We start from the raw sequence: 25,520 nt of genomic DNA on the forward strand, positions 1-25,520 counted from the left end.
TTCGGGGGATGGGTGCTATGATCGGCATTGCTCAGTCCAGTTGGTGATTTTGGTTGGTTTGGCGATTGATCAGATCGCACAATCCGGGCTGAGTTCCCTTTAAGTGATCTACTATTCGGCGCAGCTATTTAGTGGTGATGTTTGGCAACAACCCGGCGGAAACCCGCATGAGCGGAGGCGGCATCACCTATTATCTCGAACAAGCGCGCGAGCGTTCGAATGCGCGCATGATTGTGATTGATCCGCGTTACACCGATACCGCAGCTGGCCGTGAAGATGAATGGGTACCGATTCGCCCAGGCACAGATGCTGCGCTGGTGGCCGGTATGGCCTGGGTGCTGATTACCGAAAACCTGGTCGATCAGCCCTTCCTCGACAAATACTGCGTAGGCTACGACGAGAAAACGCTGCCGGAAGGCGCGCCAGCCAATGGTCACTATAAAGCCTATATTCTGGGTCAGGGTGACGATGCAACGGCAAAAACACCGGAGTGGGCATCTCGCATTACCGGCATTCCGGCCGACAGGATTATCAAACTGGCGCGTGAAATCGGCACGGCTAAGCCAGCTTATATTTGCCAGGGTTGGGGCCCGCAGCGTCAGGCCAACGGCGAACTGACCTCCCGCGCCATCGCGATGCTGCCTATTTTAACCGGCAACGTCGGCATTAATGGCGGCAACAGCGGCGCTCGTGAGTCGACTTACACCATGACCATCGAGCGCATGCCGATTCTGGAAAACCCGGTTAAAACGGCCATTTCTTGTTTCACCTGGACAGACGCCATCGAGCGTGGCGCAGAAATGACAGCCACCCGCGACGGCGTGCGCGGTAAAGATAAACTGAACGTGCCGGTTAAGTTCATCTGGAACTACGCGGGCAACACCATTATCAATCAGCATTCGGACATCAACCGCACCCACGACATTTTGCAGGATGAGTCGAAGTGCGAAATGATTGTGGTCATCGAAAACTTCATGACCAGTTCGGCGAAATATGCCGACCTACTGTTACCGGATCTGATGACCGTTGAGCAGGAAGATATCATCCCGAACGATTACGCGGGCAACATGGGATATCTGATTTTCAGCCAGCCTGCCACGGCACCGAAGTTCGAACGCAAACCTATTTATTGGATCTTGAGCGAAGTGGCAAAGCGCCTGGGCGATGGCGTGCATCAGCAGTTTACAGAAGGACGTACGCAAGCCGAATGGCTGCGATACCTGTACGCCAAAATGCAGGCGAAAGACTCGCAGCTTCCCTCTTACGAAGCGCTGAAAGCGATGGGAATTTATAAGCGTGAAGATCCAAACGGGCATTTTGTTGCCTACAAGGATTTCCGCAAAGATCCTGAAGCGAACCCACTGAAAACACCGTCAGGAAAGATTGAAATTTATTCGGCGCAACTCGCGAATATTGCCGCCAGCTGGGAGATTGAAAAAGACGACACCATCAGCCCGCTCCCGGTATACGCCTCGACATTCGATGGCTGGGACGCTCCGCAGCGCAGTCAGTTCCCGCTACAAATGTTCGGGTTCCACTACAAAGCACGTACCCACTCCAGCTACGGCAATATCGATGTGTTGCAGGCCGCCTGTCGTCAGGAAGTGTGGCTGAACCCGCTTGATGCGGTGAAACGCGGTATCAGCAACGGCGATATGGTTCGCGTTTTCAACGGCCGTGGCGAACTGCGCATTGCGGCGAAGGTGACGCCGCGCATCATGCCCGGCGTGAGCGCCATGGGCCAGGGCGCATGGCATGATGCCAATATGAACGGAGACCGCATTGATCACGGCTCCTGTATCAATACGCTGACAACACATCGCCCATCGCCGCTGGCAAAAGGGAATCCGCAACATACCAATCTGGTGCAGATTGAGAAGGTTTGACACCACTCTTCTGTAGGCCCGGCAAACAACGTGCCGCCGGGCATTTAACCGCATACTCTTTATACTTTACGACATTGAACACTGGCGGAACTGCTCCGCCAAAACCAGGAAAATTGTTATGACTCAACCGCGCTTCGTTGAAGCTATCGCCATTTCCGGCCGCGTTCTCGGTGGATTATTTTTCTACGCCCCGCAAAACGAAAACATGGCTCCGCTGATTGACGCCTTCCGCGATGGCAGCTGGGCGCAGGAGTGGCCGGAGGCGGCACCCTTTGACGCATCACTGATTGAAACATTCCAGACAGCCTCCGATGAACCGCTGAGCGAGGCTTATCAGCGCCTGTTTGTTGGCCCTTATGCGCTGCCGGCACCGCCGTGGGGTTCCGTTTGGCTCGATAAAGAAAGCGTCCTGTTTGGCGACTCGACGCTTGCCCTGCGCCAGTGGATGCGTGAAAACAACATCGCTTTTGAAGCTCAGCAAAATGAGCCTGAAGATCACTTCGGCACATTGCTGATGCTCAGCGCCTGGCTGAAAGAAAATGGCCGCGAAGAAGCATGGCAACAGCTGCTGGCGTGGCACCTGCTGCCGTGGTCTGGTCGCTTCCTGCAGACGTTTATCGAAAACGCTGACCATCCTTTCTACCGTGCGCTGGGTCAATTAACCCAACAAACGCTGGCCTTCTGGCAGAGCGAATTGCTCATTCCGGTTGCCGAAAAGAAACTCTACCGCTAAGCCTCACCTGCCGAAAGGCAGGTGTCTTAACTTAAATTTCAATAACCTGCAAAACCCCTGGTTGTGACAACGTCACTTCTACATTTCAGTTTTAGGACTATTCCTGCTTTTGCAGGCTAAGCCGTTACGTCATAAGGCGTAACACCTTGTTTACATTTCATGACGCCCCGCTTTCATTCCGTCCTTTTCTGGAATCCTTCCCAACCGCTTGCTATAGCTCAGTGACCCTGCCGGAACATGGCATAACAACAAGCAACGCCTTCAGGTGATTGCGATAACGCATGCAAACAGGGAGACACACTGCAATGCACAACACTTTACTGACGCGCGCGCTGCTGTTCGTCGTAGCGATTGTCGCTGTCCTCGCACTGCTTACGTGGGGTATCGGCCTTGAGACCATTAAGTCCCGACAGGTCGATTTACTCTATCTCGGCCAACAGCACCTGATTCTGGTGTTCTCATCCATGTTTTTTGCCTTATTGGTTGGGATCCCGAGTGGGATTTTACTCAGTCGCCCTGCCGCTCGCGGCGTGGCGGAATACGTGATGCAAATCTTCAACATCGGCAACACGCTGCCGCCGCTGGCGGTCCTGGCGCTGGCAATGGTGATTGTCGGGATTGGTGACAAACCCGCTATCGTGGCGCTGTTCCTCGCTTCACTGTTGCCCATCGTACGTAATACCTATGCCGGATTGTGCTCGGTTCCTGGTTCGCTGATTGAAGCCGCGAACGGCATCGGTATGACCAAATGGCAACGTCTCTGGCAGGTTGAATTGCCTGGCGCCTGGCCGGTGATGCTTTCGGGTATTCGTATTGCTACGGCCATTAATGTCGGCACCGCACCGCTCGCGTTTTTGATCGGAGCCAGCAGCTACGGCGAGCTGATTTTCCCGGGGATTTATCTCAACGATTTCCCGACGCTTATCCTTGGCGCAGCAGCCACGGCCCTGTTTGCCCTGATCCTCGACACGCTGCTTGCCGGGCTTGGACGCATGCTCAGCCCGCACACCGCTGAATAACAACAATAAGGAGCACCGCATGAGACGACTGACTCGTCTGTTTGTCGCCGCTGCTGCATTGGCGCTGATGGCCACTCAGGCCAAAGCCGCGCCCATGATTCTGGCGACCAAGAGCTTTACCGAACAGCATATTCTCTCCGCCATGACCGTGCAGTACCTGCGCAAGAAAGGCTTCCAGGTGCAGCCGCAAACCAATATTGCGACGGTCATTTCTCACAATGCGATGATCAACAAACAGATTGATATGACCTGGGAGTACACCGGTACCGGGCTCATCATCTTTAACCACATCAATAAGCGGATGTCGCCGGAGGAGTCTTACGCCACGGTGAAACGTCTGGAAGCCAGACATGGCCTGGTGTGGCTGAAACCGGCTGAGATGAATAATACCTACGCCTTCGCCATGCAGCGTAAGCGCGCCGAAGCGGAAAACATCAACACCATGTCGGAAATGGTGGCGAAGATTGAGCATATTCGGCAGACCGACCCAAAGCACAACTGGCTGCTTGGGCTGGATCTGGAATTCGCCGGGCGTAGTGATGGCATGAAGCCATTGCAGCAGGCCTACAGCATGGAGCTTGACCGCCCGCAGATTCGTCAAATGGACCCGGGCCTGGTGTACAACGCCGTGCGTGATGGCTTCGTTGACGCTGGCCTGATCTACACCACCGACGGGCGCGTAAAAGGGTTCGACCTCAAAGTGCTCAAGGACGACAAAGGTTTCTTCCCAAGCTATGCCGTCACCCCTGTCGTGCGTAAAGACACGCTGGAAGCTCACCCGGGGCTGGAAGAGGCGCTGAATACGCTTTCCGGGCTGCTGAATAACGAGGTGATCACCGAGCTGAATAAACGTGTCGATATCGACCATGAAACACCGCAAAAGGTGGCGCATGATTTCCTGCACAGCAAAGGTCTGGTCTAAGGAGAAACCATGGAAACCCTGCATTACATGATTGATAACTGGGACTATCTGGCGAGCCTGACCTGGCAACATCTGTGGCTGGTTCTGCTGGCTGTGGGGCTGGCGATTGTGATTGGCGTACCGCTCGGCATTCTGATTGTGCGCCACAAATGGCTGGCAACGCCGATTCTTGGGCTGACCACCATCCTGCTGACCGTGCCGTCCATTGCGCTGTTTGGCCTGATGATCCCGCTGTTTTCGCTGATCGGTCAGGGTATTGGCGCCCTGCCCGCCATTACTGCGGTGTTCCTCTACTCGCTGCTGCCAATTGTGCGTAACACCCACACCGCGCTGGACAGCCTGCCGCCGGGTTTGCGTGAAGCCGGACGCGGTATCGGTATGACCTTCTGGCAGCGCTTACGCTGGGTGGAAATTCCGATGGCGCTGCCGGTGATTTTCGGCGGAATACGTACCGCAGTGGTCATGAACATCGGCGTGATGGCGATTGCCGCCGTGATTGGTGCCGGTGGGCTTGGCCTGCTGCTGCTGAACGGTATCGGTGGCAGTGATATTCGTATGTTGATTGCCGGGGCGCTGATGATTTGCCTGCTGGCTATTGTGCTCGACTGGTTGCTGCACCGTCTGCAGATTGTCCTGACACCAAAGGGGATTCGATAATGATAAAGTTAGAAAATCTGACCAAACAATTTACCCAGAAGAACGGCCAGAGTTTTAACGCCGTCGACAACGTCAACCTGAACGTGCCGGAAGGCGAAATGTGCGTGCTGCTCGGCCCTTCCGGCTGTGGCAAAACGACCACGCTGAAAATGATTAACCGCCTGATCCCGGCAAGCAGCGGGAAAATCCTGATTAACGGCCAGGACACCAGCGAGATGGACACTGTCTCCCTGCGCCGCAACATCGGCTACGTTATCCAGCAGATTGGCCTGTTCCCGAACATGACTATTGAAGAAAACATCACCGTGGTGCCACGCATGCTGGGCTGGGACAAAGCTCGCTACAAAGCGCGCGCCGAAGAGCTGATGGATATGGTCGCTATGGACCCGAAAAAATTCCTCAATCGCTACCCGAAAGAGATGTCCGGCGGTCAGCAGCAGCGTATTGGCGTGATCCGCGCGCTGGCGGCTGATCCTCCGGTATTGCTGATGGATGAACCGTTCGGTGCGGTCGACCCGATTAACCGCGAAGTGATCCAGAACCAGTTTCTCGACATGCAGCGTCAACTGAAAAAAACGGTGTTGCTGGTGAGCCACGACATCGACGAAGCGCTCAAACTCGGCGATCGTATAGCCGTGTTCCGTCAGGGCAGAATTGTGCAGTGTGCGAGTCCGGATGAACTGCTCGCCAAACCCGCCAATGACTTTGTCGGCTCCTTTGTGGGTCAGGACAGAACCCTGAAACGCCTGCTGCTGGTTTCCGCTGGTGACGTCACCGATCAACAGCCGACGATTACGGTGAAGCGAGATACCGCCCTGCCGGAAGCCTTCGCCACCATGGACGACAACGATATTCGAGCCATCACAGTTGTCGATAACGACGGCAAACCGCTGGGCTTCGTCAAACGCCGTGAAGCACGAAATGCCACCGGAAGCTGTGCCGACCTGCTCCACCCGTTCCGTGTCACCGGCAAAGCGGAAGATAACCTGCGCGTGGTCTTGTCGAAACTGTATGAAAGCAACACCAGTTGGATGCCGATTGTCGATGAAGATGGGCGCTATAACGGTGAAATTTCACAGGACTACATTGCGGATTATCTCAGCTCTGGCCGTACGCGTCGGGCGTTGAATATTTATTCTGTGGATTGATGCCTTGCCCGGCGGCACTGCGTTTGCCCGGGCCTACAGGATTTTGTAGGCCCGGTAAGGCCTAGCCGCCACCGGGCAAGAATTCTGTGTCAAAGTTTAAAATCCAGCACGGCGGTTTTGAGCACCTGATAGATTTTCTCGTTCGGCGGCTGCGGCATTTTTGCTTTCCTAAGCGCGTCCAGAACGGCCTGGCACAGACCGGGATCACCTTTCTCAACCTCGGCAGACATCAGCTGACCGTCCGGTGCCAGCCTGATCTGGACCAAACAACTTTTACCTTCCCAGCGCCCGGGATTGGGCAACTGCTCCTGAATAGCGTGTCTGATTTGCGTGGCATAACCTGAGACCGTCGCTTCGTCGCGCTCTGAAGAGTTCGTGTTTAGCCCCCCTAACAGCTCATCAACCTGGGCATCTTCAGTCTTTGTCAGCGGCTGCTGTGACTGCCCCTGGCACCCGGCCAGCAACAGGCAGGCTGCTATCATCACTTTTATTTTCATTTATGTTATTGCTCCCTGGGATAAACATTCCCGAATTTAATGGCTTTCAGCGTTGCCAGCCGTGACATTTATCAATCAACCTCAGTAGGTTGTGTATAGTATTCACTATCCGTTTTCTGATTACGTCGATCCCATGCACCGTCTTCACGCTTACCCTGATATTCAGGCAATGTTCCGCCGTTTACTGATTGCGACTGTTGTCGGCATCCTCGCCTCGCTCGCTGTGGCGCTATTCCGTCACACCATGTACCTGCTGGAATGGGTTTTGCTCAGCAATGACAGCGGTAGCCTGGTGAATGCGGCGGCAAGCTTACCTGCCTGGCGGCGTGTGCTGACACCAGTATCAGGGGGTTTAGCTGCTGGCTTATTGTTGTGGGGATGGCAGCGCTACACTCGCCAGCGCCCTCAGGCGCCAACTGACTATATGGAAGCGCTGGAAACGGAGGACGGCAAGTTCGATTACGGAGCAAGCCTTGTCAAATCGCTGGCCTCACTGTTGGTGGTCGTCAGCGGCAGCGCCATTGGGCGTGAAGGTGCCATGATTTTACTGGCAACGCTCGCGGCGTCTTTCTTTGCTCAGCGCTTCACGCCAAAAGCTGAATGGAAATTGTGGATTGCCTGCGGGGCCGCCGCCGGGATGGCGAGTGCGTATCATGCGCCACTGGCGGGCAGCTTATTCATCGCTGAAATTCTCTTTGGCACGTTGATGCTGGCCTCACTCGGCCCGGTTGTGGTTTCAGCCGTGATTGCGCTGCTGATGACGAACCTTCTCAGCGGTGGCCCTGCGCTGCTTTATACCGTTCACGTCGCGGCTCCGCACGACGCAGCAACTTACGGATTAATGCTCGCCACCGGGCTGGTTGCCGGGCTTTGCGGCCCGCTGTTCATCTGGCTGATGGGGTTCAGCCATCAACTCTTTTTACGCCTGAAGCTTTCGCCTCCGTTCCAACTCGCGCTGGGCGGGCTGATTGTCGGCCTGCTTTCACTCCTCACGCCCGCTGTCTGGGGAAATGGCTACAGCGTGGTGCAAAACTATCTCCTCGCACCACCGGTGTTTGCCCTCATAGGCGGGGTCTTTATCTGCAAGCTGCTGGCCGTGCTGGCAAGCAGCGGCTCTGGCGCACCGGGCGGGGTGTTCACCCCAACGCTGTTCGTCGGAATGGCGGTCGGTATGTTGTTCGCCAGAATGTGGGGAATATGGCTGCCGGACGGCAATGAAATGGCTATTCTGCTGGGGCTAACGGGAATGGCGACACTGCTGGCAGCCACGACGCATGCCCCCATTATGTCTACGCTGATGATTTGTGAAATGACCGGGCAATATGCATTATTGCCCGGTTTGCTAATTTCGTGCGTGGTGGCGTCGGTGCTATCGCGAACCTTACGCCCTGACTCCATCTACCGTCAGCATGTTGCCGAACATGGTTAAATCGACATACTGGCCCAAATCACGCTGTTCTGCGCGAGGCAGATAAGGCAGCTCACCGACTAATGGCGCAGGGATTTTTTTGCTCAGCACATCAATGATTTCAGCATAGTGCGCCAGGCCCGGGTTGATGCGATTTGCCACCCAGCCAATCAACGGCAAGCCATCGTTGGCGATAGCCTGTGCTGTCAGCAGAGCGTGGTTAATGCAGCCTTCCTGGATGCCCACCACCATCACCACCGGCAGCTGTTCCTGCACGACCCACTCAGAGAGCGGACGCAAATCGTTCATCAGACTACGCCAGCCACCGGTGCCTTCGACCACCACGTGATCCACGCTGTCGTTGAGCGAAGCCAGGCCTTTTGACAGCAGCGTGTAATTAATCGGGCAACTGTGTGCGACGCTGCTTTCCTCTTCGCTCAGGGCGATGGGATTGATAGCGCTGTATGGCAATTCAGGGGTGGAAACACTTTGCAGTACCAGCGCATCTTTATTGCGCAGCCCTTCTGGCGTTTCCTTGCTGCCTTTTGCGACAGGTTTGTAGCCCGCCACGCTTTTGCCTTGCACGGCAAGCGCCTGCAGCAGCGCGCGCGACACCACGGTTTTACCTACCGCTGTATCCGTACCGGTTATAAAGAAACGCTTAAGCATGATTACTCCACAGCTTTGTCGTGAATATATACATCGGGGTGATTATTCAGAGCCGTGGAAGTGTACGTGATGGCCTGAAAAGGCGGCTTGCGTTAGCGCAATTTTTGGCTTAACAGTGTGAAATTGTTAACCCTGTAACAGTCTGATCAGCAGCGATCCGTTATAGAGCGCATCTTTGACCAGCGCCGCACCGGTCATGGTGCCACGATTGAGGAATTGCGTACTTTCGACAGCGATGTGCTTGCTGTAAGCCGGTAAAGCCTGCTGGCGGATGCAGGCGCTGATGGCAGGAAACAGAATGTCGGCCGCCTGATTAAACGGCGATCCGATGAGAATTTTTTGCGGGTTAAATAAATTCACCATAATGGCGAGAATACGCCCAACGTGGGTCCCTACGCCGCTGATGATATCTTTTGCCAGCAAGTCACCCTGCAAGGCCGCCTGACATAGCCATTCCACCGTCAGCGGTTGCTGATGCAGCATTGAGCTCATTGACTGCTTCATGCGCACCTGCGTCAGTTCCAGCACGCTCTCCACGCTGGCGATAGTTTCCAGACAGCCATGGTTTCCGCAATAACAACGCTTCCCGTACGGGTCGACCTGGGTGTGACCAATTTCGACCAGGCTGCTGCTGCCCGCATGCAGTAAACGTCCGTCAGTAATGACGCCTGCGCCCACGTTATGGTCTATCACCACCTGAATCACATCACGTGCGCCGCGCGAAGCACCGAACAACGCTTCTGCCATCGTCCATGCGCTGATGTCATGTTGCAGATACACCGGCACGCCGGTGCGTGATTCCAGCGCTTCACCCAGGGCCACGTCTTTCACGTCGTCATAAAACGGCATGCGGTGGATGATGCCATTCTCGGTATCAATAATGCCCGGCAGCGTGATCGCAATAGAGGTGAGTCGCTCCAGCTTTTGCTGATGGCGAATAAAAAAGGCGTCGATATGCTCGATGACACGTTCAAGGAAAGGTTTGACATCCACCAGCGGCAGCGTTTGCTCTTCTTCCACCACCAGCTTGCTGCTTAAATCTCGCAAGGCCAGGTTGATTTCACCGCGGCTGATGCGCAGTGACAGATAGTGCCAGGCCTCCGTTTCAACCATCAGCCCAACTGCGGGGCGGCCCCGGCTGCCCGGCTCCTGAATTTCAGTTTCCTGCACAAGATGGGCTTCGAGCATTTCGCGAACAATTTTAGTGATGCTGGCGGGAGCCAGTTGCGCAAGGCGAGAAAGGTCGATTCGCGACACAGGACCGAGCTGATCAATCAGGCGGTAAACCGCGCCCGCGTTGGTCTGTTTGATCTGATCGATATGCCCTGGCTGACTTTCTGCTACCACCGCAGACTCCCTTATTTTCGCGCTTCGAAATAAACTTCTGCTATGGTGAAGCACTTCTACGTAGCTCGTCAAATTTTTACTTAGGCTTGTGATTTACCGCACATTTTTTCATGCTTTTGGCGACAAAAACTCCCCATTGATGGCGGCCAACAGCTGCTGGCGAAAACGGGACGCCGCCTGACTCTGCTCGCGGTGCTTTGCCCACACCAGCCACATTTCCGACACGGCCTCAGGATCAGCAATCGGTAACCAACGCATCTCGTTGAGCTGTACCCGTTTAAAGGAGGCCGGAAGTATGGAAACACCCAGCCCGGCTGACACCAGGCCGATAATCGTCATCGCCTCTCCGACTTCCTGTGTAATGGCAGGCGATCCAAAGCGGCGCAGCAGGCCCAGAATATCGTCGTACAGCCCTGTTCCGACGTGCGGATCGAAAAACACCAGCGGTTCGAGAACCAGTTCGGCCAACGTGACCGACTCTCTTTGTGCCAGAGGATGATCGCGCGGCACCATCGCCAGCAGCGGTTCATGGAGGATAACCTGATGCTCTAACGTGTCGGGAAGATGGGTTTTACGCATCAGCCCCAAATCCAGCGCGCCTTCACTTAGCGGCGCAATTTGCTCGCGCGTGTTGCTTTCCCGGGTCTGAATATGGACGTCGGGGTACTGGCGACGAAAACGGGAAAGCGTGTCTGACACGGCGGATATAAAAGGCGCAGAAGAAGTAAACCCGATACGCAGCTCCCCGGTTTCTCCCTGATGCAAACGGGCCGCGCGGGCAGCGGCATCCTCCACCTGAAGCAGGATTTGCCGACTGTCGGCCAGAAACTGCTTGCCGGCTTCCGTCAGGCTGACGCTACGGTTGGTTCGGGCAAATAAGCGGGCTTCAATTTGATGCTCAAGGATCTGAATTTGCTGGCTTAACGGCGGCTGCGAGATATTCAGCCTGGCGGCAGCACGGCCAAAATGAAGCTCTTCTGCCACGGCGACGAAATAGCGCAAGTGCCTTAACTCGATATTCATATTTTATAAGTATCAATTGAGATTATTAATATATTAGACAGATTATTTACAATTTCCTACCCTGAAGATGTGACCTAAGTTCCACTTTACTCAGCCATTTTCACCCAAGGACATCCCGTGAGCCGTACGACCACCGTTGACACCGCCCCGGCCAGTGACGTCAGCGAACCTCGTTTTGCCGAGCCAAACCAGTTAATCCAGCGCGGTACGCCGCAGTTTATTCGCGTTACCCTGGCGCTCTTCTCAGCCGGACTTGCCACCTTCGCCCTGCTCTACTGTGTTCAGCCCATTTTACCGGTGCTGTCGCATGAGTTCGGGATTTCCCCCGCCAGCACCAGTATTTCGCTTTCCATTTCGACTGCACTGCTTGCCGTAGGCTTACTGTTCACCGGGCCACTTTCGGATGCCATTGGGCGCAAGCAAGTGATGGTCACGGCGCTGTTGCTGGCCTCGGTCTGTACTCTGCTTTCCACCATGATGACCAGCTGGCACGGCATTCTTATTATGCGAGCCTTGATTGGCCTTTCCTTAAGCGGCGTGGCCGCCGTCGGGATGACTTATCTCAGTGAGGAAATTCACCCGAGCTTCGTGGCGTTTTCGATGGGGCTCTACATCAGCGGTAACTCAATTGGCGGCATGAGCGGCCGCTTGCTTACCGGTGTGATGACCGATTTCTTTGGCTGGCGCGTCGCCATCGCCATGATTGGCTGCTTCGCCCTTGCCGCCGCAGTGATGTTCTGGCGTATTCTGCCGGAGTCGCGCCATTTCAGAGCGTCATCCCTACGCCCCAAATACCTGTTTATTAACTTCCGCATTCACTGGCGCGACCGTGGGCTGCCGCTGCTGTTTGCGGAAGGATTTCTGCTGATGGGCGCATTTGTCACGTTGTTTAACTACATTGGCTATCGGCTGATGATGTCGCCGTGGTCGCTGAGTCAGGCGGTCGTCGGTTTGCTGTCCGTGGCGTATCTAACCGGCACCTGGAGCTCTCCAAAAGCAGGTGCGATGACCCAGCGCTTCGGGCGTGGCCCGGTGATGGTCGGCTTCACCGCGGTAATGTTGTGCGGTTTGCTGATGACCCTGTTTTCTTCTCTGTGGCTGATTTTCACTGGCATGCTGCTGTTTTCGGCAGGCTTCTTTGCCGCTCACTCCGTCGCCAGCAGCTGGATTGGCCCACGCGCGAAACGCGCCCGTGGACAAGCTTCATCACTCTATTTGTTCAGCTACTACCTGGGCTCAAGTATTGCAGGGACGCTGGGCGGTGTGTTCTGGCATAACTGGGGATGGAACGGCGTGGGAGGCTTTATCGCAGCAATGCTTGTCCTGGCGCTGATCACAGGCAGCTGCCTGCATAAACGCCTGCATTAATTTACCGTGCCCGCCTTCGTGCGGGCCGCTTTTCGACTAGCTGAATAAGGCGCTCAGGCCACCTATCTCCTGTACGGCACTAATCGACAGTAATGTAATAAACACCCAGATGAACGGATTCATGATTTGCTGCTCGCTCTGACCTGTGTTAGTGATCAGCATGGTCGAAATACCGTAACTCGCCTCATGCTTTCGTCGTATTTTTGACTACCCTCGCAAACTGACGTCATTCACTCGGATCAAAGCCCATGGAAAAGAATAACTACTCGCAACTCGTCCGTACTTTCCAGCGTTTATCACGCTTCTCTCACCTCTCGGCCATCGCGGGCTGGGATATGGCGGCAATGATGCCCGCCGGTGGCAGTACCGCTCGCGGCGAAGCGCTGGCCGAACTTGGTGTACTTCAGCACCAGATCCTTACCGACACCCAGGTAGGAAGCTGGCTGGAGAACGCCAGGCAGGAAAATTTAAGCGACGACGAACAGGCAAACCTGAGGGAGATGCATCTTGCTTATTCGCAGGCAGCGTTGCTCCCGGAAAGTCTGGTGGAAGCAAAATCCCTGGCGGGGAATCGTTGCGAACATGCCTGGCGTACCCAGCGTAAAAATAATGACTGGGAAGGCTTCGCGGTTAACCTGAAAGAAGTGGTTCGCCTGAGCCGTGAAGAAGCCAAAATCCGTGCGGAAGCGGCGGGCAGCTCGCCATATGACGCGATGCTCAATCTGTACGAACCGGGAATGACCAGCAGCCGTCTTGATACGCTGTTCGCCGATCTGAAAAGCTGGCTGCCTGATCTGCTGCAAAATGTGGTGGAGAAGCAGGCTTCGCAAACGCTCATCGATCCGCAAGGCCCTTTCCCGGTTGAGGCTCAACGGGAGCTAGGGCTGGAAACTATGGCCCTGCTCGGCTTTGATTTTAACGGCGGTCGCCTGGATGTCAGCACTCACCCGTTCTGCGGCGGCGTGCCGGAAGATGTCCGTATTACCACGCGTTACGACGAAAACGATCTGCTCAGCGCGCTGTTTGGCGTGATCCACGAAACCGGCCATGCCCGTTACGAGCAGAACCTGCCGCGTCAATGGGCCGGGCAGCCTGTCGCGCACGCCCGTTCCATGGGGGTACATGAATCCCAAAGTCTGTTCTTTGAAATGCAGCTGGGCCGCAGCGCCGCCTTCCTTAAACATTTATTGCCTGGTGTTAAACAGCGTTTTGGCGAGCAACCTGCCTTCACCCTCGATAACTTTATTGCCTGGAGCCAGCGTGTAGAACGCGGCTTTATTCGCGTCGACGCAGACGAAGTGAGCTATCCGGCCCACGTTATCCTGCGTTACGAAATCGAACGCGCGCTGATTGATGGCGATATTGAAGTGGACGACATTCCCGCGCTGTGGGATGAAAAAATGCAGCAGTATCTGGGCTTGTCGACCAAAGGCAACTACCGCAATGGCTGCATGCAGGACATCCACTGGACGGATGGCGGGTTCGGTTACTTCCCTTCTTATACATTGGGCGCTATGTACGCCGCGCAATTGTTCCAGGCGGCACGCAAGGCGTTACCTGCCCTCGATGCTCAGCTTAACGAAGGCAACTTCGCGCCGCTCTTCGGCTGGCTTCAGCAAAACATCTGGCAGCACGGCAGCCGCTACAGCACGTCGGAACTGATTGTGAAAGCCACAGGGGAAGATCTTAACAGCCGTTATTTCCGCGAGCATCTGACGGCGCGCTATTTATAATTCATCTTTCGACTTTCATTTTTAAATAACCAAAAGCCTCGTCAGGAGGCTTTTATTTTCATCAGCCCTGTCACTTTCCCGCTTCAATATTTCGAAAGAGGTTTTGAATAAGCGCCGAAAAAATTACAAGGTACTATCCCCAGCAATTTAAATCATACTGCTGGGGTAGCGCTATGAAGGTTTTAGCTTCATCAATCATAATTTTGGGAACCCTTTTCACTGCCACTGCGGCCCAGGCTGAACACCAGTCTGTTGCACTGGGCTATGCGCAGAGCAAGATCCGTGGTTCAGGAACGCTGCATGGTGCCAGCCTTAAATATCGCTACGAGAATGAAGAGAACTCACCGTGGGGAATAATGGGCTCAGCGACCTGGATGAAAGGTGGCGACAACTTTAGCTTCCACGATGAAATGGGTAAACAATCGCGTGATTACGACTCTACCTATTATTCGGCATTAGTTGGCCCGGCATTACGAATTAATGACTGGATGAGCCTCTATGCAGATATGGGGGTAGCGCATGTTGATGTCGATAAAACCTCCCATAATGAAACGCTGCAAGTTACCGACAGGCATTCACACGCCTACACCAGCTTCGCATGGGGACTTGGTTTTATTTTCAATCCAACCGAGACGATAACGCTCAATATTGGCTACGAAGGGACTGATGCCGACACATACGGCGATCGTTCAATCAGCAGCACCTTCGACTTCGGTGTAGGTTACCGCTTCTAAGTCACTGAATGCCAATGATCATGACGGGATGTCGGCGTTGTACATATGGTTACACGCCGATACCAATCACTCACTGAAGGCTTTGAATCACAAGTCTATAGTTCATTTCAACGGCCCCGCAGTGGGGTTGAACATAGAAACCAAATTCGAGGATTTCAGAATGAAAAAAGTATTAGCTCTGGTTGTTGCCGCTGCTATGGGTCTGTCTTCTGCTGCTTTCGCTGCTGACACCGCTGCTACCGCACCGGCTGCTGCGCCAGCTGCAACTCACGCTGCTCCGGCTAAAACCACTCACCATAAGAAACACAAAAAAGCCGCTACCGAGCAGAAAGCTCAGGCTGCCAAAAAGCACCACAAAAAAGCCGCTGCAAAACCAGCCGCAGAGCAGAAAGCTCAGGCCGCTAAAAAGCACCACAAAAAAGCAGCAACCAAACCAGCTGTAGCCCAGAAAGCTCAGGCTGCTAAAAAGCACCACAAAAAAGCAGCCACTAAACCTGCTGTAGCTCAGAAAGCTCAGGCTGCTAAAAAACACACTAAACACGTGAAACACACTGCTGCTAAACCAGCTGCTCAGCCAGCAGCATAAGTTCGCACCAGTCAGTACGGCCTTGTATACTAAATCGGCGCTGTTTCAGCGCCGTTTTTTTCCGGAGAGCAATCATGTTGCGCCGCTACCGTTTCGAGCTCATCCTTTTACTGCTGATTATCTGTGCGCTGGTTGCTACCCGGTTCTTTTTGTACTGAGTGTAGTTAGCTGATTTTACTCCCACTTTTCATTCATCCCGTCTATAGTAAACACATTGGGTTACCTTTTTTTATAATCATAATTGCCCTCCAGAGAGAGTTATGCGCAGATCCATAGTGGTTTTACTGGGAGCCGTTTGCCTTTTTTCTCCTTTGACTCATGCTGACGATGACAGCGACGACACAGGCATGAGTGCCAAAGATCTGAAGACGCTATTTTTTGGTCATGACGACCGCGTCCGGGTCACCAATCCTGCGGAATCGCCGTGGGATGCTATCGGTCAACTGGAAACAGCCAGCGGAAATCTCTGCACGGCAACCCTGATTTCACCCCATCTGGCGCTCACCGCCGGACACTGCCTGTTGACGCCTCCGCGCGGCAAACCAGACAAAGCCGTCGCCTTGCGTTTTATTTCGCAAAAGGGCGTCTGGCGTTATGAAATTCATGGCATTGAAGGCCGCGTTGAACCTTCGCTCGGGAAACGTCTGAAACCCGATGGCGATGGCTGGATCGTGCCCCCTTCTGCTGCCCCGTGGGATTTTGGCCTGATTGTCTTGCGCTATCCGCCTTCCGGCATCACACCGCTGCCGCTGTTCGAAGGTGATAAAGACGCCCTGACCGCCGCGCTGAAAACCACGGATCGCAAAGTGACGCAGTCGGGTTACCCGCTCGATCACCTCGATTCGCTGTATACGCACAATGATTGTCTGGTCACCGGCTGGGCGCAAACCACCGTCTTATCGCACCAGTGCGACACGCTGCCTGGCGACAGCGGTTCACCGCTAATGATTAAAACAGACAGCGGTTGGGAACTGATTGGGGTACAGAGCTCCGCGCCCGCCGCCAAAGATCGCTATCGTGCCGACAACCGTGCTATCTCCGTCACTGGTTTTCGTGACAAGCTCGAAGCACTGGCTAATCAGTAATTAGCACTGTCGCTGCTGACGTAACTGCAGCAGCGACGCGATTGGCATTGGCTCGCTAAACCAAAAGCCTTGCAGCTGATCGCACCCGGCAAGTCGCAATAACTTCATCTGCTTCTCATTTTCCACCCCTTCCGCAATCACCGTCATGCCCAGGGCACTGGCAATTCGAATCGTACCGCCAACCAGCGCGGCGGCCTGATCGTCGTTATCCACCAGCCCCGCCAGAGATTTATCAATTTTGATGGTGTCGAAATTAAAACGCCGCAGATAGCCGATGCTCGAATAGCCGGTGCCGAAATCATCCAGCGCCACCGCCGTGCCCAGCAGTTTAAGGTTTGAAATCGCTGAACGTGCGCGCTCCGGGTTTTCCAGCACATAGGTTTCTGTCACTTCTAACTGCAAGCGGTGTGGTGGGAAGCGGCATGAATCCAGCACACACGCCACTTTGTTTTCAAATTCCGGGTCCCGAAACTGCGCCGGGGAAATGTTGACCGACAGCTTAAGATCGTCCAGCGCCTGCAAATCTGAACACGCGCGACGTAGCACAAACTGCCCGAGGGAATAAATCAGCCCGCTGGTCTCGGCGATGGCGATAAAGGCGTCTGGTTTCAGTTCGCCTTTTGGTCTGCGCGGCCAGCGAACCAGCGCTTCGACGCCCGTCATGACCTGCGAGCGAGCATTGACAATCGGCTGATACCAGACCTCAAACTCGTCATTCTCCAGCCCATCACGGATGTCATTTTCGATACTGAGCTGGTACTCGCGCGCGCTGTTCAGCTCCGCGTCGTAATGCGTAATGCGGCCTTTGCCGGTGATTTTGGAGTGATACATGGCGATATCCGCCCGACGGAACAGTTCAGAACTGGAACTGCTCTCCAGCGAACCGCTGGCAATCCCGATGCTGGCGCTGATGTGGATCGTGCGTTCCCCCAGGCGAATCGGTGCATTCAGGTAATCCAGCACGCTGCCCGCAAAGGCTGCGGCTTTCTGCCCGGAATCGCTACCGCTCACGGTCATCGCAAACTCATCGCCGCCAAGCCTTGCAAGCATTCCGCCCTGCGGCACCTGCACCTGAAGCGTGTGCGCAATATGCACGATGAGCGTGTCGCCCACGTCGTGCCCGTAGATATCGTTGATATCCTTGAATCCATCCAGATCGATAAACACCACGGTTTTCAACGCAGCGCCATCGTGATGGCTGACATTTTCCAGATGTTCGATCAGTGCCCGACGATTCGGCAAATGGCTCAGCCAGTCGGTCAGCGCAATTTCCCGCGCCTGTTTTTCCCCGCGTGCCAGTTTGTACAAACCAAGGCTGCTCAGCAGTATGAAAAGCATGATCAGCCCTACCGCCAGCGCAACGATTTTGCGAATTTCCGGCGAAGCCGCCATCGCCGCTTCCGCGCCGGGAAGACGCGGCTGCCAGTTAAGGTAGCCCAGCACTTTTCCGCCCGAGCTTTTCAGCGGCACGCTGTATTCGCTGATTTTCTCTTTGGTGAGGTTGAGATTGGCAATCTGGAAGGTATTGCCCAAATCTTTGAGAATGCCCGGGTTGATATGCCGGGTGATCACCAGATAGCGCCGCGTGGCATCATAGATCTGCAAACGTCCGGTCATCGGGCGAATCAACCCCACCCCGACAAAAGCCGTACCTTCACGGGTTTCGGTGATCCCGGCGAAGATATTTTTCCCGCTCGCCAACTCCGCTTTATGTTTATCAATCAGCGCCTGCAAGCCTTCGCCAAAAAAATCGAGAGTGCGTTCATTAAACGGCTGGCTGTGAAACGAGCCCCACAAGACCTGATAGTTTTGATCCAGCACGAACGTGCCGTCGTAAAGATTATTGATTTTGAAGCCCGCCCCCCAGGTGTCGTACAGCCAGCGGGTATCGAGTTCAGGCGGATACACTTTATGCACGGCGTCGTCCCAGATGGCGTTATCCACCACCAGCGACAGCACGCGATTCACCGAAGTCTGGATGGCGCCATCCACGGAAAGCGCCGAACGATGGGCATCGATGGCGTTGGTTTTGCTGCTGATCAGGTGCTGGGAAAGATAAAGCAGAGAGACAATAGAGATGATAAGCCCGATGCCCGCCATAAAAAGCATCACAAACAGCGTTCTGGCTGTGGCGATATTACGCCAGCGAGATGGATTAAACATTCGCGACCCTCATGCACGTGGTTGGCACTGGGGAAATGCACCCTGTTTAGATAGCGTAATACAGCCAGCATTTTTCGCTGCCCACAAACGCGGGCAGCGTCACATCATGAAAGTTTAATCATCACCATACCGGCTAATAGCAAGGCTAAACCGATCCAACCTTTGTGATTGAGGCGTTGCCCAAACAAGATCCAGCCCGCCGCCAGCGTCGCCGCGACGCCAAACCCACCCCAGATAGCGTACGCCACCGAAAGATCGATACCTTTCACCGCCTGAGACAGAGCACTGAACGCGGCTAACACGGCCACCAGGGATAAGATGCCCCAGGTTTTGCGACGAAAACCATCCGAAAATTTCAGGAAAATATTGGCGATAATTTCCAGCACAATCGAGCCTGCAAGCCAGGCGGCGTGAACCCACTCAAACTGCTGCATGGCTCACCTCGCCGCTTTTACTTTTCGCTTTGCGGGTGCCGGACTTGATCAGCACAATGCCCGCAACCAGTGTGGCAAGCCCCGCGCCTTTCATCAGCGTCAGGCTTTCATCAAACAGCGTCACGCTGAATAAGGTGATCAACAAAATACCGACGCCTTCCCACAGCGCATACGCCACGCCCAGCGCGATTTTCTTCACCGCGAAAGAAAGGAATATATAAGAGAGTGAAATCATGGCGAGCATTAAAATATAGCCAGCATGGCCATCGCTAACGCTCGCCCATTTCATTGATAACGTACCCGTAATTTCCGCGACGATCGCCAGGGCTAATAAAATCCAGTAAAACATGGTTCTTCTCCTGCCTGAGAATATAATCCGTAGCAGCTTGCAACCGTGTGCAAACCGTAAAAAATGATTAAGATTTAGCTCAAACGAAGGAAAAGACTAAAGCGCAGAACGCCAGTGCTGCTCGCCAGATAGCAGAGAAAAGGAAGGAAAAACAGAAGATTGCGTGGTAGTACGAATATTGAACATGATGTCCATAAAATTACAATTATCCGCGGTATTGCTTCTCGTCCTTGCGGATGGAAATTGTCCTCAGTGGTTAAACACGCCATAATTCTGGCATAGCGCTACACTAAACTCAAAGTCTTTTCATTTCTTTACGGAAGTTGTTTAAAGTCAGTACGTTTATTCTGCGATGATTCACATTATGCTCTTCGGCAACGATTTTTATAAGGACAGGTATGGCTAAGCCTATTATTACGCTTAATGGATTAAAGATAGTCATTATGCTCGGGATGCTGGTGATCATCCTCACCGGCATTCGGTTTGCGGCTGACATCATCGTGCCGTTTATTCTCGCACTGTTCATTGCCGTGGTGCTCAACCCGGTGGTTCGTCGGCTGGAACGCTGGCGAGTGCCGCGCGTGCTGGCGATCACCCTGCTGATAAGCTTTATCATTTTTGTCGCTGTATTGCTGCTCGCTTCGCTCGGCACCTCGCTGAACGAACTGGCACGCACCCTGCCGCAATACCGTTCTTCGCTTGTGGTGCCGCTGCAAAACCTTGAACCGTGGCTGCAACGCCTGGGGATCACCGTTTCCGTCGATGAGCTGGTGAAATACATCGACCCGAATGCGGCAATGACGTTCGTCACCAGCCTGCTGACACAGCTCACGAATGCGATGTCTTCAATCTTCCTGCTACTGCTGACGGTGGTCTTTATGCTCTTTGAAGTGCCGCAGCTTCCGGCCAAACTGCAGCAAATGATGACCCGCCCGGCTGAAGGTATGGCAGCCATCCAGAAAGCCCTCGACAGCGTCAGTCACTATCTGGTGCTGAAAACGGCAATCAGCGTTGTCACCGGACTGGTCGCCTGGGGCATGTTAGCCGCGCTGGACGTGCGTTTTGCGTTTATCTGGGGCTTACTGGCGTTCGCCCTCAACTACATTCCCAATATCGGGTCGGTACTGGCCGCCATTCCACCGATTTTGCAGGTGCTGGTGTTCGGCGGTTTCTACGATGCCTTAGTGGTGCTGGCAGGCTATCTGGCCATCAACATGGTGTTCGGCAATATCCTTGAACCACGGATCATGGGGCGTGGTTTGGGGCTTTCCACACTGGTCGTGTTCCTGTCGTTGATTTTCTGGGGCTGGCTGCTCGGCCCGGTCGGCATGCTGCTTTCCGTGCCGCTGACCATTATCGTGAAAATTGGCCTGGAACATACGCAAGGCGGGCAAAGTATTGCGGTGCTGTTGAGTGATTTGAGTAAATAGCATCTAAGCTTATTGATCATGACAGAAGACCTCGACCTCACCCAGTTTTTCACTTCCGGCACACCTCCGCTTCCGCCTGCCACCGATCAAGGCTGGCTGGAGCACGACGGCGCGCAAATCTGGTATGCCGTCTGCGGTAGTGGCCCTGCGGTTATCCTGCTGCATGGCGGATTAGGCCACTCCGGCAACTGGAGTTATCAGGCTTCAATGCTGGTTGCAGCCGGTTATCGCGCAGTGTTACTCGACAGCCGTGGTCACGGTCGCAGCACTCGCGACGAACAGCCCTACTCTTATGAAAGAATGGCCGCCGACGTGCTGGCGGTGATGGACAACATAGCGCTGGAAAAAGCCAGTTTCCTCGGCTGGAGCGACGGGGCCTGCACAGCGCTCATCTTTGCCGCTCATCACCCGGAACGTACCGCAGGCGTGTTTTTCTTTGCCTGCAACATGGACCCGGGCGGCACGAAAGAATTTCACTCGACTCCAGTAATAGATCGCTGCTTTACGCGCCATCGGCAAGACTACATGGCACTCTCTGCCACGCCAGACAACTTTGACGATTTCGTCACTGCCGTATCGAAAATGATGAGCACGCAACCAAACTATTCGTCAAACGACCTGCAAAAAATCGAAGTGCCGGTGGAGATTGTTCTGGGTGAGCATGACGAATTTATCAAACGCGAACATGCCGCTTATCTGGCCGCCACTCTGCCAAATGCCACGCTAACGATCATACCTGGCGTCAGTCATTTTGCGCCATTGCAGCGCCCGGGGGATTTTAATGCTGAGGTGTTGCGCTTTTTGCAGAAAAACCAGACTAATTAAGCCCTCTCTCCCTCTTTTTCCTCCAGTTTAGTGCAACGCTGTCTCACACTAAAACTTCCTCTGAAGCGCGCTCGCATTTCCCTGATTTGCCCCTTAACGGCTTTTTTCTGCCCGATATACTCGCCAGCACCCGCCCGGAGTCAGCAAGAAAGGTTGATGTTCTGAGCGGCAAAATACGTACAAAGTACGGTTCAGGACATTGCAAAACGTACTTTGTACGCATAACATCCCTTCGACCGACAAGGAAAACAGCTGAAGATGGACTTTCTGTTTATTGAAACCACAGCGTTTAGTCGGGCCAGGCACGGGCTAATGCAGGACGACGAGCTGCAAGAGTTCCAGGCCTGGCTGCTGGAAAATTATGATCAGGGCAAGACGATGTCGGGCACAGGCGGTTGCAAAAAGGTCCGCTGGCAGCGTCCCGGTGCAGGCAAGTCTGGCGGAGTAAGGGTTATCTACTTTGCCAGAACGCAGCAAGGCAGAATTTACTTGCTGATTATTTACCCCAAGAGCTGGCTGGATAACCTGAGCGCCAGGCAAAAAGCCCAACTCAAAGCAGCCGTGGAATTGCTGAGTTAGCGGTTTATTTCTCAATGAGGATCAGTTGATGGAAAACAAATTATTTAACGCGTTGCTGGATGGCGTGAATGAAATGGTCGCCATGGAAAAAGGCGAAATGCAGCCGCATCCCGATCGCGTCCATCACCACACCATTCCGGACGTGAAACTGATGCGTACTCAGTTTGGTATGAAGCAGCACGAATTTGCCGAAGCGATTGGGGCCAGTACTGCGCTGGTGCAATCCTGGGAACTGAAACGCAGAATTCCCACCGGTATCGCGCTGAAGGTGTTACGCCTGCTGGAACGAAATCCCAAATTTATGGAAGACCTCAGGCTGGCATAAATACCGGAGGCGAAAACGCCCCCGTCTGTGAAACATGCCTTTTCTACTGAAATTCAGGGTCGGGCTTTTTCGTTATTCGATTACGAATATCTCTCCTTACAATTTCGATCGCCCACATCCAGAGAATATGGCCGAGCGTTTCAGAGAATAATTCATCGAAGGGAAGCTGCCAGAGTGGCGGAGACCAATGAAATACCGGTAGCAGAATCCCGTGGAATCCGATGGTCACAAGAATGGCGAAGGCGGCACCTTGCCAGAGCTTAATCGCAGGGAACACTTCCGCGACCAGGCAATAAAACATAGCAAAGACAATCGAAAAGAGATGATGCACGCCTGCCACCCCCCAGTTAACCACGTGGCCTGAATAATGATAGATCATCTCATTCACTTTGAAGCCGGCATCCTGGAGCATTTCCGCTGGAGGTATTGCACGGTCAGCCGTTCTGGGTGGCATCGGGTTTTCCGTGCCCCATTTGACAAAGCTGGAAAGATTTCCGCCCAAAAAACCTGCCCACAAAGCCACGGCATAATTACGAACATCAGATCTCGTCATGGATAATAAAGACATTGTTAACTCCTTTAAAACAGAGCGGTGACTTTACTTGAGATGTATATCGACGTCTTTGGTATCCCCTTATTTACAGAGCATTCTTGCAGATTTAAATAACTCGAAATTCGTTATAAGAAAAACACCAACTGACCCCGTTCGTCATAATTTAGAAAGAAAACGTAACAGCGATATTCCACTGAAGGGAGAATGCTTGCCTCAGGCTGGTTTCTATGACGGCATGCCGATCGCAATCCGTGTAATGCCAGGCTGCATCGTCATCACCCCGCAATACACCTGCGAGCCGTGGGGCTGTCTGGGAGGTATGGGTATGGTGGGTATTAACACAGCTTAGGGCTATGGCCTTCCCGGTCTCAAGGTCAGGAAGGTTTCAATAAAGCATGATAATGAATTAACAATGTCCACTAAAACCATCATTCATTACAAGGTGCAAAACGGCCTTAGCCCAGCGGCGGCAATCCTTTTTCCGCCAGTGAGCGCCAGATATTCATTCTGTACTCATAGGACAGCTTCGCAACGAGGTTTTCAATTTCATAAGGTATCTTCACATACGCTTCAGAAGTATATTCATCCTTCCAGTTTTCATTGTAGACATCTGTGAAAAATGAAAAGGTGGGGGCTGCCTCGCCACCAAACATGCCAAAAGTAAGGCTTGTTACAGCGTTATACCCACCGGCAACATCCAGATCCAGGTAGCCGCCCTCCATTAAACTGCCGTTAACAGAATCAGAATGAGCCCCTCTGACCATGGACAGAAATACATCAATTTCATATTTATTAAGATAATGTGCTTTTATTTCAAATCCCATCTGTATGGGATTACCTTCGTCATGGCTTCTTTGGCCTAAAAGAACAGCTTTAATTTCATCAAACCGTTCATGTCTTGCAACGAGGGCCGCTGAATATTCTGACATCACGCTTTTAATATTTTTAATCTCGCTGAGGAGACAGAGTTCCTGATTAAACTTCCCAACCAGCGCTCCCAATATACTGAAAATTGACACGTCCTGAATTGAAACAGGCTCTGTTGGTGTCCCTGCCTCATCATTTTTTAACTCTTCAATTTCTTCACGGAGTTCGGATGCTTTTACTTCCATTACAGAAATTCGATCGTTTTTATCTTCAATTTCTCTCGAATATTTTCTGCACAGTTCTTCCAGTGCATCATATTTCTCCTGCAAGCGATATAAACTGGCTTTAACAGAATCATAATCTTGTTGCGAAACAACTTTTCCACCAAATAATCCCATCACTCTCCCCTCAGATATTCAGTTAGTCCATATGCCGGATGCATCACCCGCCGATGACAGGCCTGTGGCGTTTTGTACAGGCGGCAGCGGATTAATGTTCAGTCAAATGCCTGAGCTGCTCTGCGAGCTCTTCGGGTGTCAGTTCACCTGTCGCAGCCTTAACCGTCAATTCTTCAAGCTCAGTACCCTCATCCCTGATCAGGATCCCGTTACGAGCGAGAAAGACAGTCGTGATAAACAATGACGTCCGTTTATTTCCATCATTAAAAATATGACCACGTGCAATGGCTACCCAGTACGTTGCGGCCAGTTCGTAAAGGTCTTTAACTCCTTCATAGTGCACGCGATTCTGCACGCGGTGAATGATAGCCTCTGCACGCCCGGGTTCTGACATACCCGACACCCCTGCCAGAACGTTCAGAATGCGATCGTGAAAGGCTATCACCTCACTGGCGCTTATCAGTCTCATCGGTCAGTCAGCGCCTTAATCGTTTTACCGTGACGCTGCATGATGAGATCAAATTCTGCATCGAGTTTGGCATTTTTATACTCTTCAAACTCAGCCTTGCTGATCACTACCGCAACACCGCCATCACGCCGGGTGATTTCAACCGGCTCCCCGCCAATCGCTGTATCAAGCACTTCAGCAATATTTGCGCGAGCCTGGCTTGAGGTATACATAACCATAGTGGTTTCTCCTGAGATGATGTACGCATGAATTGTACAACTAAGGAGTACATTTTGCCATCTACGACTCGAAATGCCTGAATACTCCCCCCATA

At 53.4% G+C, this 25,520-nt stretch carries 28 protein-coding genes and 1 pseudogene; 17 read left to right on the top strand and 12 right to left on the bottom strand.

Annotated features, from left to right (window positions below; all coding sequences use genetic code 11):
* Positions 1-107: 107 nt before the first annotated feature.
* The 6 genes and pseudogenes from ACRCWW_RS11100 to osmV form a co-directional block, all read left to right on the top strand.
* A pseudogene (locus ACRCWW_RS11100) lies at positions 108-1,886 on the top strand (DMSO/selenate family reductase complex A subunit); the annotation flags it as partial.
* 118 nt (positions 1,887-2,004) lie between these two features.
* Positions 2,005-2,619 carry a Tat proofreading chaperone DmsD gene (gene dmsD / locus ACRCWW_RS11105; protein ID WP_438682467.1) on the top strand — a complete coding sequence of 205 codons (615 nt, stop codon included), beginning with the start codon at positions 2,005-2,007 and terminating at the stop codon, positions 2,617-2,619.
* Positions 2,620-2,924: 305 nt separating this feature from the next.
* Complete coding sequence (gene osmY / locus ACRCWW_RS11110) at positions 2,925-3,638, top strand: osmoprotectant ABC transporter permease OsmY (protein ID WP_438682468.1); 714 nt, start codon at positions 2,925-2,927, stop codon at positions 3,636-3,638.
* 19 nt (positions 3,639-3,657) lie between these two features.
* Positions 3,658-4,560, top strand: a complete 903-nt coding sequence (locus ACRCWW_RS11115; protein WP_438682469.1) for a glycine betaine ABC transporter substrate-binding protein — start codon at positions 3,658-3,660, stop codon at positions 4,558-4,560.
* Between the two features lie 9 nt (positions 4,561-4,569).
* Positions 4,570-5,217 (top strand): osmoprotectant ABC transporter permease OsmW, encoded by a 648-nt coding sequence (gene osmW / locus ACRCWW_RS11120; protein WP_438682470.1) that lies wholly within the window; start codon positions 4,570-4,572, stop codon positions 5,215-5,217.
* Complete coding sequence (gene osmV / locus ACRCWW_RS11125) at positions 5,217-6,365, top strand: osmoprotectant ABC transporter ATP-binding protein OsmV (protein WP_438682471.1); 1,149 nt, start codon at positions 5,217-5,219, stop codon at positions 6,363-6,365. Before osmW ends, osmV begins: the two co-directional genes overlap by 1 nt.
* An 89-nt stretch (positions 6,366-6,454) precedes the next feature.
* Here osmV and tolA read toward each other — a convergent pair whose 3' ends face one another.
* Positions 6,455-6,862, bottom strand: a complete 408-nt coding sequence (gene tolA, locus ACRCWW_RS11130; protein WP_438682472.1) for a cell envelope integrity protein TolA — start codon at positions 6,860-6,862, stop codon at positions 6,455-6,457.
* Positions 6,863-6,995: 133 nt separating this feature from the next.
* Here tolA and clcB point away from each other — a divergent pair, with 133 nt between their 5' ends.
* Positions 6,996-8,291, top strand: coding sequence for a voltage-gated ClC-type chloride channel ClcB (gene clcB, locus ACRCWW_RS11135; protein WP_438682506.1), 1,296 nt, complete (start codon positions 6,996-6,998; stop codon positions 8,289-8,291).
* Here the strand turns inward: clcB and bioD are convergent.
* From bioD to ACRCWW_RS11150, 3 genes are all read right to left on the bottom strand, one after another.
* Complete coding sequence (gene bioD / locus ACRCWW_RS11140) at positions 8,244-8,939, bottom strand: dethiobiotin synthase (RefSeq protein ID WP_438682473.1); 696 nt, start codon at positions 8,937-8,939, stop codon at positions 8,244-8,246. The two genes, clcB and bioD, sit on opposite strands and share 48 nt — an antisense overlap.
* 126 nt (positions 8,940-9,065) lie before the next feature.
* Positions 9,066-10,286 (bottom strand): sugar metabolism global transcriptional regulator Mlc, encoded by a 1,221-nt coding sequence (gene mlc, locus ACRCWW_RS11145; RefSeq protein ID WP_438682474.1) that lies wholly within the window; start codon positions 10,284-10,286, stop codon positions 9,066-9,068.
* Positions 10,287-10,394: 108 nt separating this feature from the next.
* Positions 10,395-11,309, bottom strand: coding sequence for a LysR family transcriptional regulator (locus ACRCWW_RS11150; RefSeq protein WP_438682475.1), 915 nt, complete (start codon positions 11,307-11,309; stop codon positions 10,395-10,397).
* Positions 11,310-11,426: 117 nt separating this feature from the next.
* Here ACRCWW_RS11150 and ACRCWW_RS11155 point away from each other — a divergent pair, with 117 nt between their 5' ends.
* Positions 11,427-12,677 carry an MFS transporter gene (locus tag ACRCWW_RS11155; protein ID WP_438682476.1) on the top strand — a complete coding sequence of 417 codons (1,251 nt, stop codon included), beginning with the start codon at positions 11,427-11,429 and terminating at the stop codon, positions 12,675-12,677.
* Positions 12,678-12,713: 36 nt separating this feature from the next.
* On the opposite strand, the gene ACRCWW_RS11160 is transcribed toward ACRCWW_RS11155, so the two are convergent.
* Positions 12,714-12,839, bottom strand: coding sequence for a KPN_01571 family protein (locus ACRCWW_RS11160; RefSeq protein ID WP_438682477.1), 126 nt, complete (start codon positions 12,837-12,839; stop codon positions 12,714-12,716).
* 86 nt (positions 12,840-12,925) lie between these two features.
* Here ACRCWW_RS11160 and ACRCWW_RS11165 point away from each other — a divergent pair, with 86 nt between their 5' ends.
* The 4 genes from ACRCWW_RS11165 (at position 12,926) to ACRCWW_RS11180 (ending at position 16,815) form a co-directional block, all read left to right on the top strand.
* A complete protein-coding gene (locus ACRCWW_RS11165; protein ID WP_438682478.1) occupies positions 12,926-14,410 on the top strand; it encodes a carboxypeptidase M32 in 1,485 nt (494 codons plus the stop codon).
* Positions 14,411-14,583: 173 nt separating this feature from the next.
* Positions 14,584-15,144: an Ail/Lom family outer membrane beta-barrel protein gene (locus ACRCWW_RS11170; RefSeq protein ID WP_438682479.1), complete on the top strand. Its 561-nt coding sequence runs from the start codon at positions 14,584-14,586 to the stop codon at positions 15,142-15,144.
* Positions 15,145-15,304: 160 nt separating this feature from the next.
* The gene (asr, locus tag ACRCWW_RS11175) at positions 15,305-15,730 is read left to right on the top strand and encodes an acid resistance repetitive basic protein Asr (RefSeq protein ID WP_438682507.1); all 426 of its coding nucleotides are present in this window, start codon (positions 15,305-15,307) and stop codon (positions 15,728-15,730) included.
* A gap of 260 nt (positions 15,731-15,990) precedes the next feature.
* Positions 15,991-16,815: a trypsin-like serine peptidase gene (locus ACRCWW_RS11180; protein ID WP_438682480.1), complete on the top strand. Its 825-nt coding sequence runs from the start codon at positions 15,991-15,993 to the stop codon at positions 16,813-16,815.
* On the opposite strand, the gene ACRCWW_RS11185 is transcribed toward ACRCWW_RS11180, so the two are convergent.
* From ACRCWW_RS11185 to mdtJ, 3 genes are all read right to left on the bottom strand, one after another.
* Positions 16,816-18,978, bottom strand: coding sequence for a bifunctional diguanylate cyclase/phosphodiesterase (locus tag ACRCWW_RS11185; protein ID WP_438682481.1), 2,163 nt, complete (start codon positions 18,976-18,978; stop codon positions 16,816-16,818).
* Positions 18,979-19,082: 104 nt separating this feature from the next.
* On the bottom strand, positions 19,083-19,412 hold the full coding sequence (mdtI, locus tag ACRCWW_RS11190) for a multidrug/spermidine efflux SMR transporter subunit MdtI (RefSeq protein ID WP_438682482.1): 330 nt from the start codon (positions 19,410-19,412) through the stop codon (positions 19,083-19,085).
* Entirely contained in the window at positions 19,399-19,761 is a 363-nt protein-coding gene (gene mdtJ, locus ACRCWW_RS11195; protein ID WP_438682483.1) for a multidrug/spermidine efflux SMR transporter subunit MdtJ, read from the bottom strand. Before mdtJ ends, mdtI begins: the two co-directional genes overlap by 14 nt.
* 398 nt (positions 19,762-20,159) lie before the next feature.
* Here mdtJ and ACRCWW_RS11200 point away from each other — a divergent pair, with 398 nt between their 5' ends.
* The 4 genes from ACRCWW_RS11200 (at position 20,160) to nadS (ending at position 22,920) form a co-directional block, all read left to right on the top strand.
* A complete protein-coding gene (locus ACRCWW_RS11200; RefSeq protein WP_438682484.1) occupies positions 20,160-21,191 on the top strand; it encodes an AI-2E family transporter in 1,032 nt (343 codons plus the stop codon).
* An 18-nt stretch (positions 21,192-21,209) separates the two neighbouring features.
* A complete protein-coding gene (locus tag ACRCWW_RS11205; protein ID WP_438682485.1) occupies positions 21,210-22,016 on the top strand; it encodes an alpha/beta fold hydrolase in 807 nt (268 codons plus the stop codon).
* Positions 22,017-22,274: 258 nt separating this feature from the next.
* Entirely contained in the window at positions 22,275-22,595 is a 321-nt protein-coding gene (locus tag ACRCWW_RS11210; RefSeq protein WP_438682486.1) for a type II toxin-antitoxin system RelE/ParE family toxin, read from the top strand.
* 28 nt (positions 22,596-22,623) lie between these two features.
* Positions 22,624-22,920 (top strand): NadS family protein, encoded by a 297-nt coding sequence (gene nadS, locus ACRCWW_RS11215; protein WP_438682487.1) that lies wholly within the window; start codon positions 22,624-22,626, stop codon positions 22,918-22,920.
* Between the two features lie 43 nt (positions 22,921-22,963).
* On the opposite strand, the gene ACRCWW_RS11220 is transcribed toward nadS, so the two are convergent.
* The gene (locus ACRCWW_RS11220) at positions 22,964-23,488 is read right to left on the bottom strand and encodes a YagU family protein (RefSeq protein ID WP_438682488.1); all 525 of its coding nucleotides are present in this window, start codon (positions 23,486-23,488) and stop codon (positions 22,964-22,966) included.
* A 55-nt stretch (positions 23,489-23,543) separates the two neighbouring features.
* Between ACRCWW_RS11220 and ACRCWW_RS11225 the strand changes: the two genes are divergently transcribed.
* The gene (locus ACRCWW_RS11225; RefSeq protein ID WP_438682489.1) at positions 23,544-23,822 is read left to right on the top strand and encodes a SymE family type I addiction module toxin; all 279 of its coding nucleotides are present in this window, start codon (positions 23,544-23,546) and stop codon (positions 23,820-23,822) included.
* Between the two features lie 106 nt (positions 23,823-23,928).
* Here ACRCWW_RS11225 and ACRCWW_RS11230 read toward each other — a convergent pair whose 3' ends face one another.
* From ACRCWW_RS11230 to ACRCWW_RS11240, 3 genes are all read right to left on the bottom strand, one after another.
* Complete coding sequence (locus ACRCWW_RS11230; protein ID WP_438682490.1) at positions 23,929-24,738, bottom strand: hypothetical protein; 810 nt, start codon at positions 24,736-24,738, stop codon at positions 23,929-23,931.
* Positions 24,739-24,829: 91 nt separating this feature from the next.
* The gene (locus ACRCWW_RS11235; RefSeq protein ID WP_438682491.1) at positions 24,830-25,207 is read right to left on the bottom strand and encodes a type II toxin-antitoxin system death-on-curing family toxin; all 378 of its coding nucleotides are present in this window, start codon (positions 25,205-25,207) and stop codon (positions 24,830-24,832) included.
* Complete coding sequence (locus ACRCWW_RS11240; RefSeq protein WP_438682492.1) at positions 25,204-25,425, bottom strand: type II toxin-antitoxin system Phd/YefM family antitoxin; 222 nt, start codon at positions 25,423-25,425, stop codon at positions 25,204-25,206. Before ACRCWW_RS11240 ends, ACRCWW_RS11235 begins: the two co-directional genes overlap by 4 nt.
* Positions 25,426-25,520: the final 95 nt, after the last annotated feature.

The sequence above is a fragment of the Scandinavium sp. genome, from assembly GCF_051650185.1.
GTDB lineage: Bacteria > Pseudomonadota > Gammaproteobacteria > Enterobacterales > Enterobacteriaceae > Scandinavium.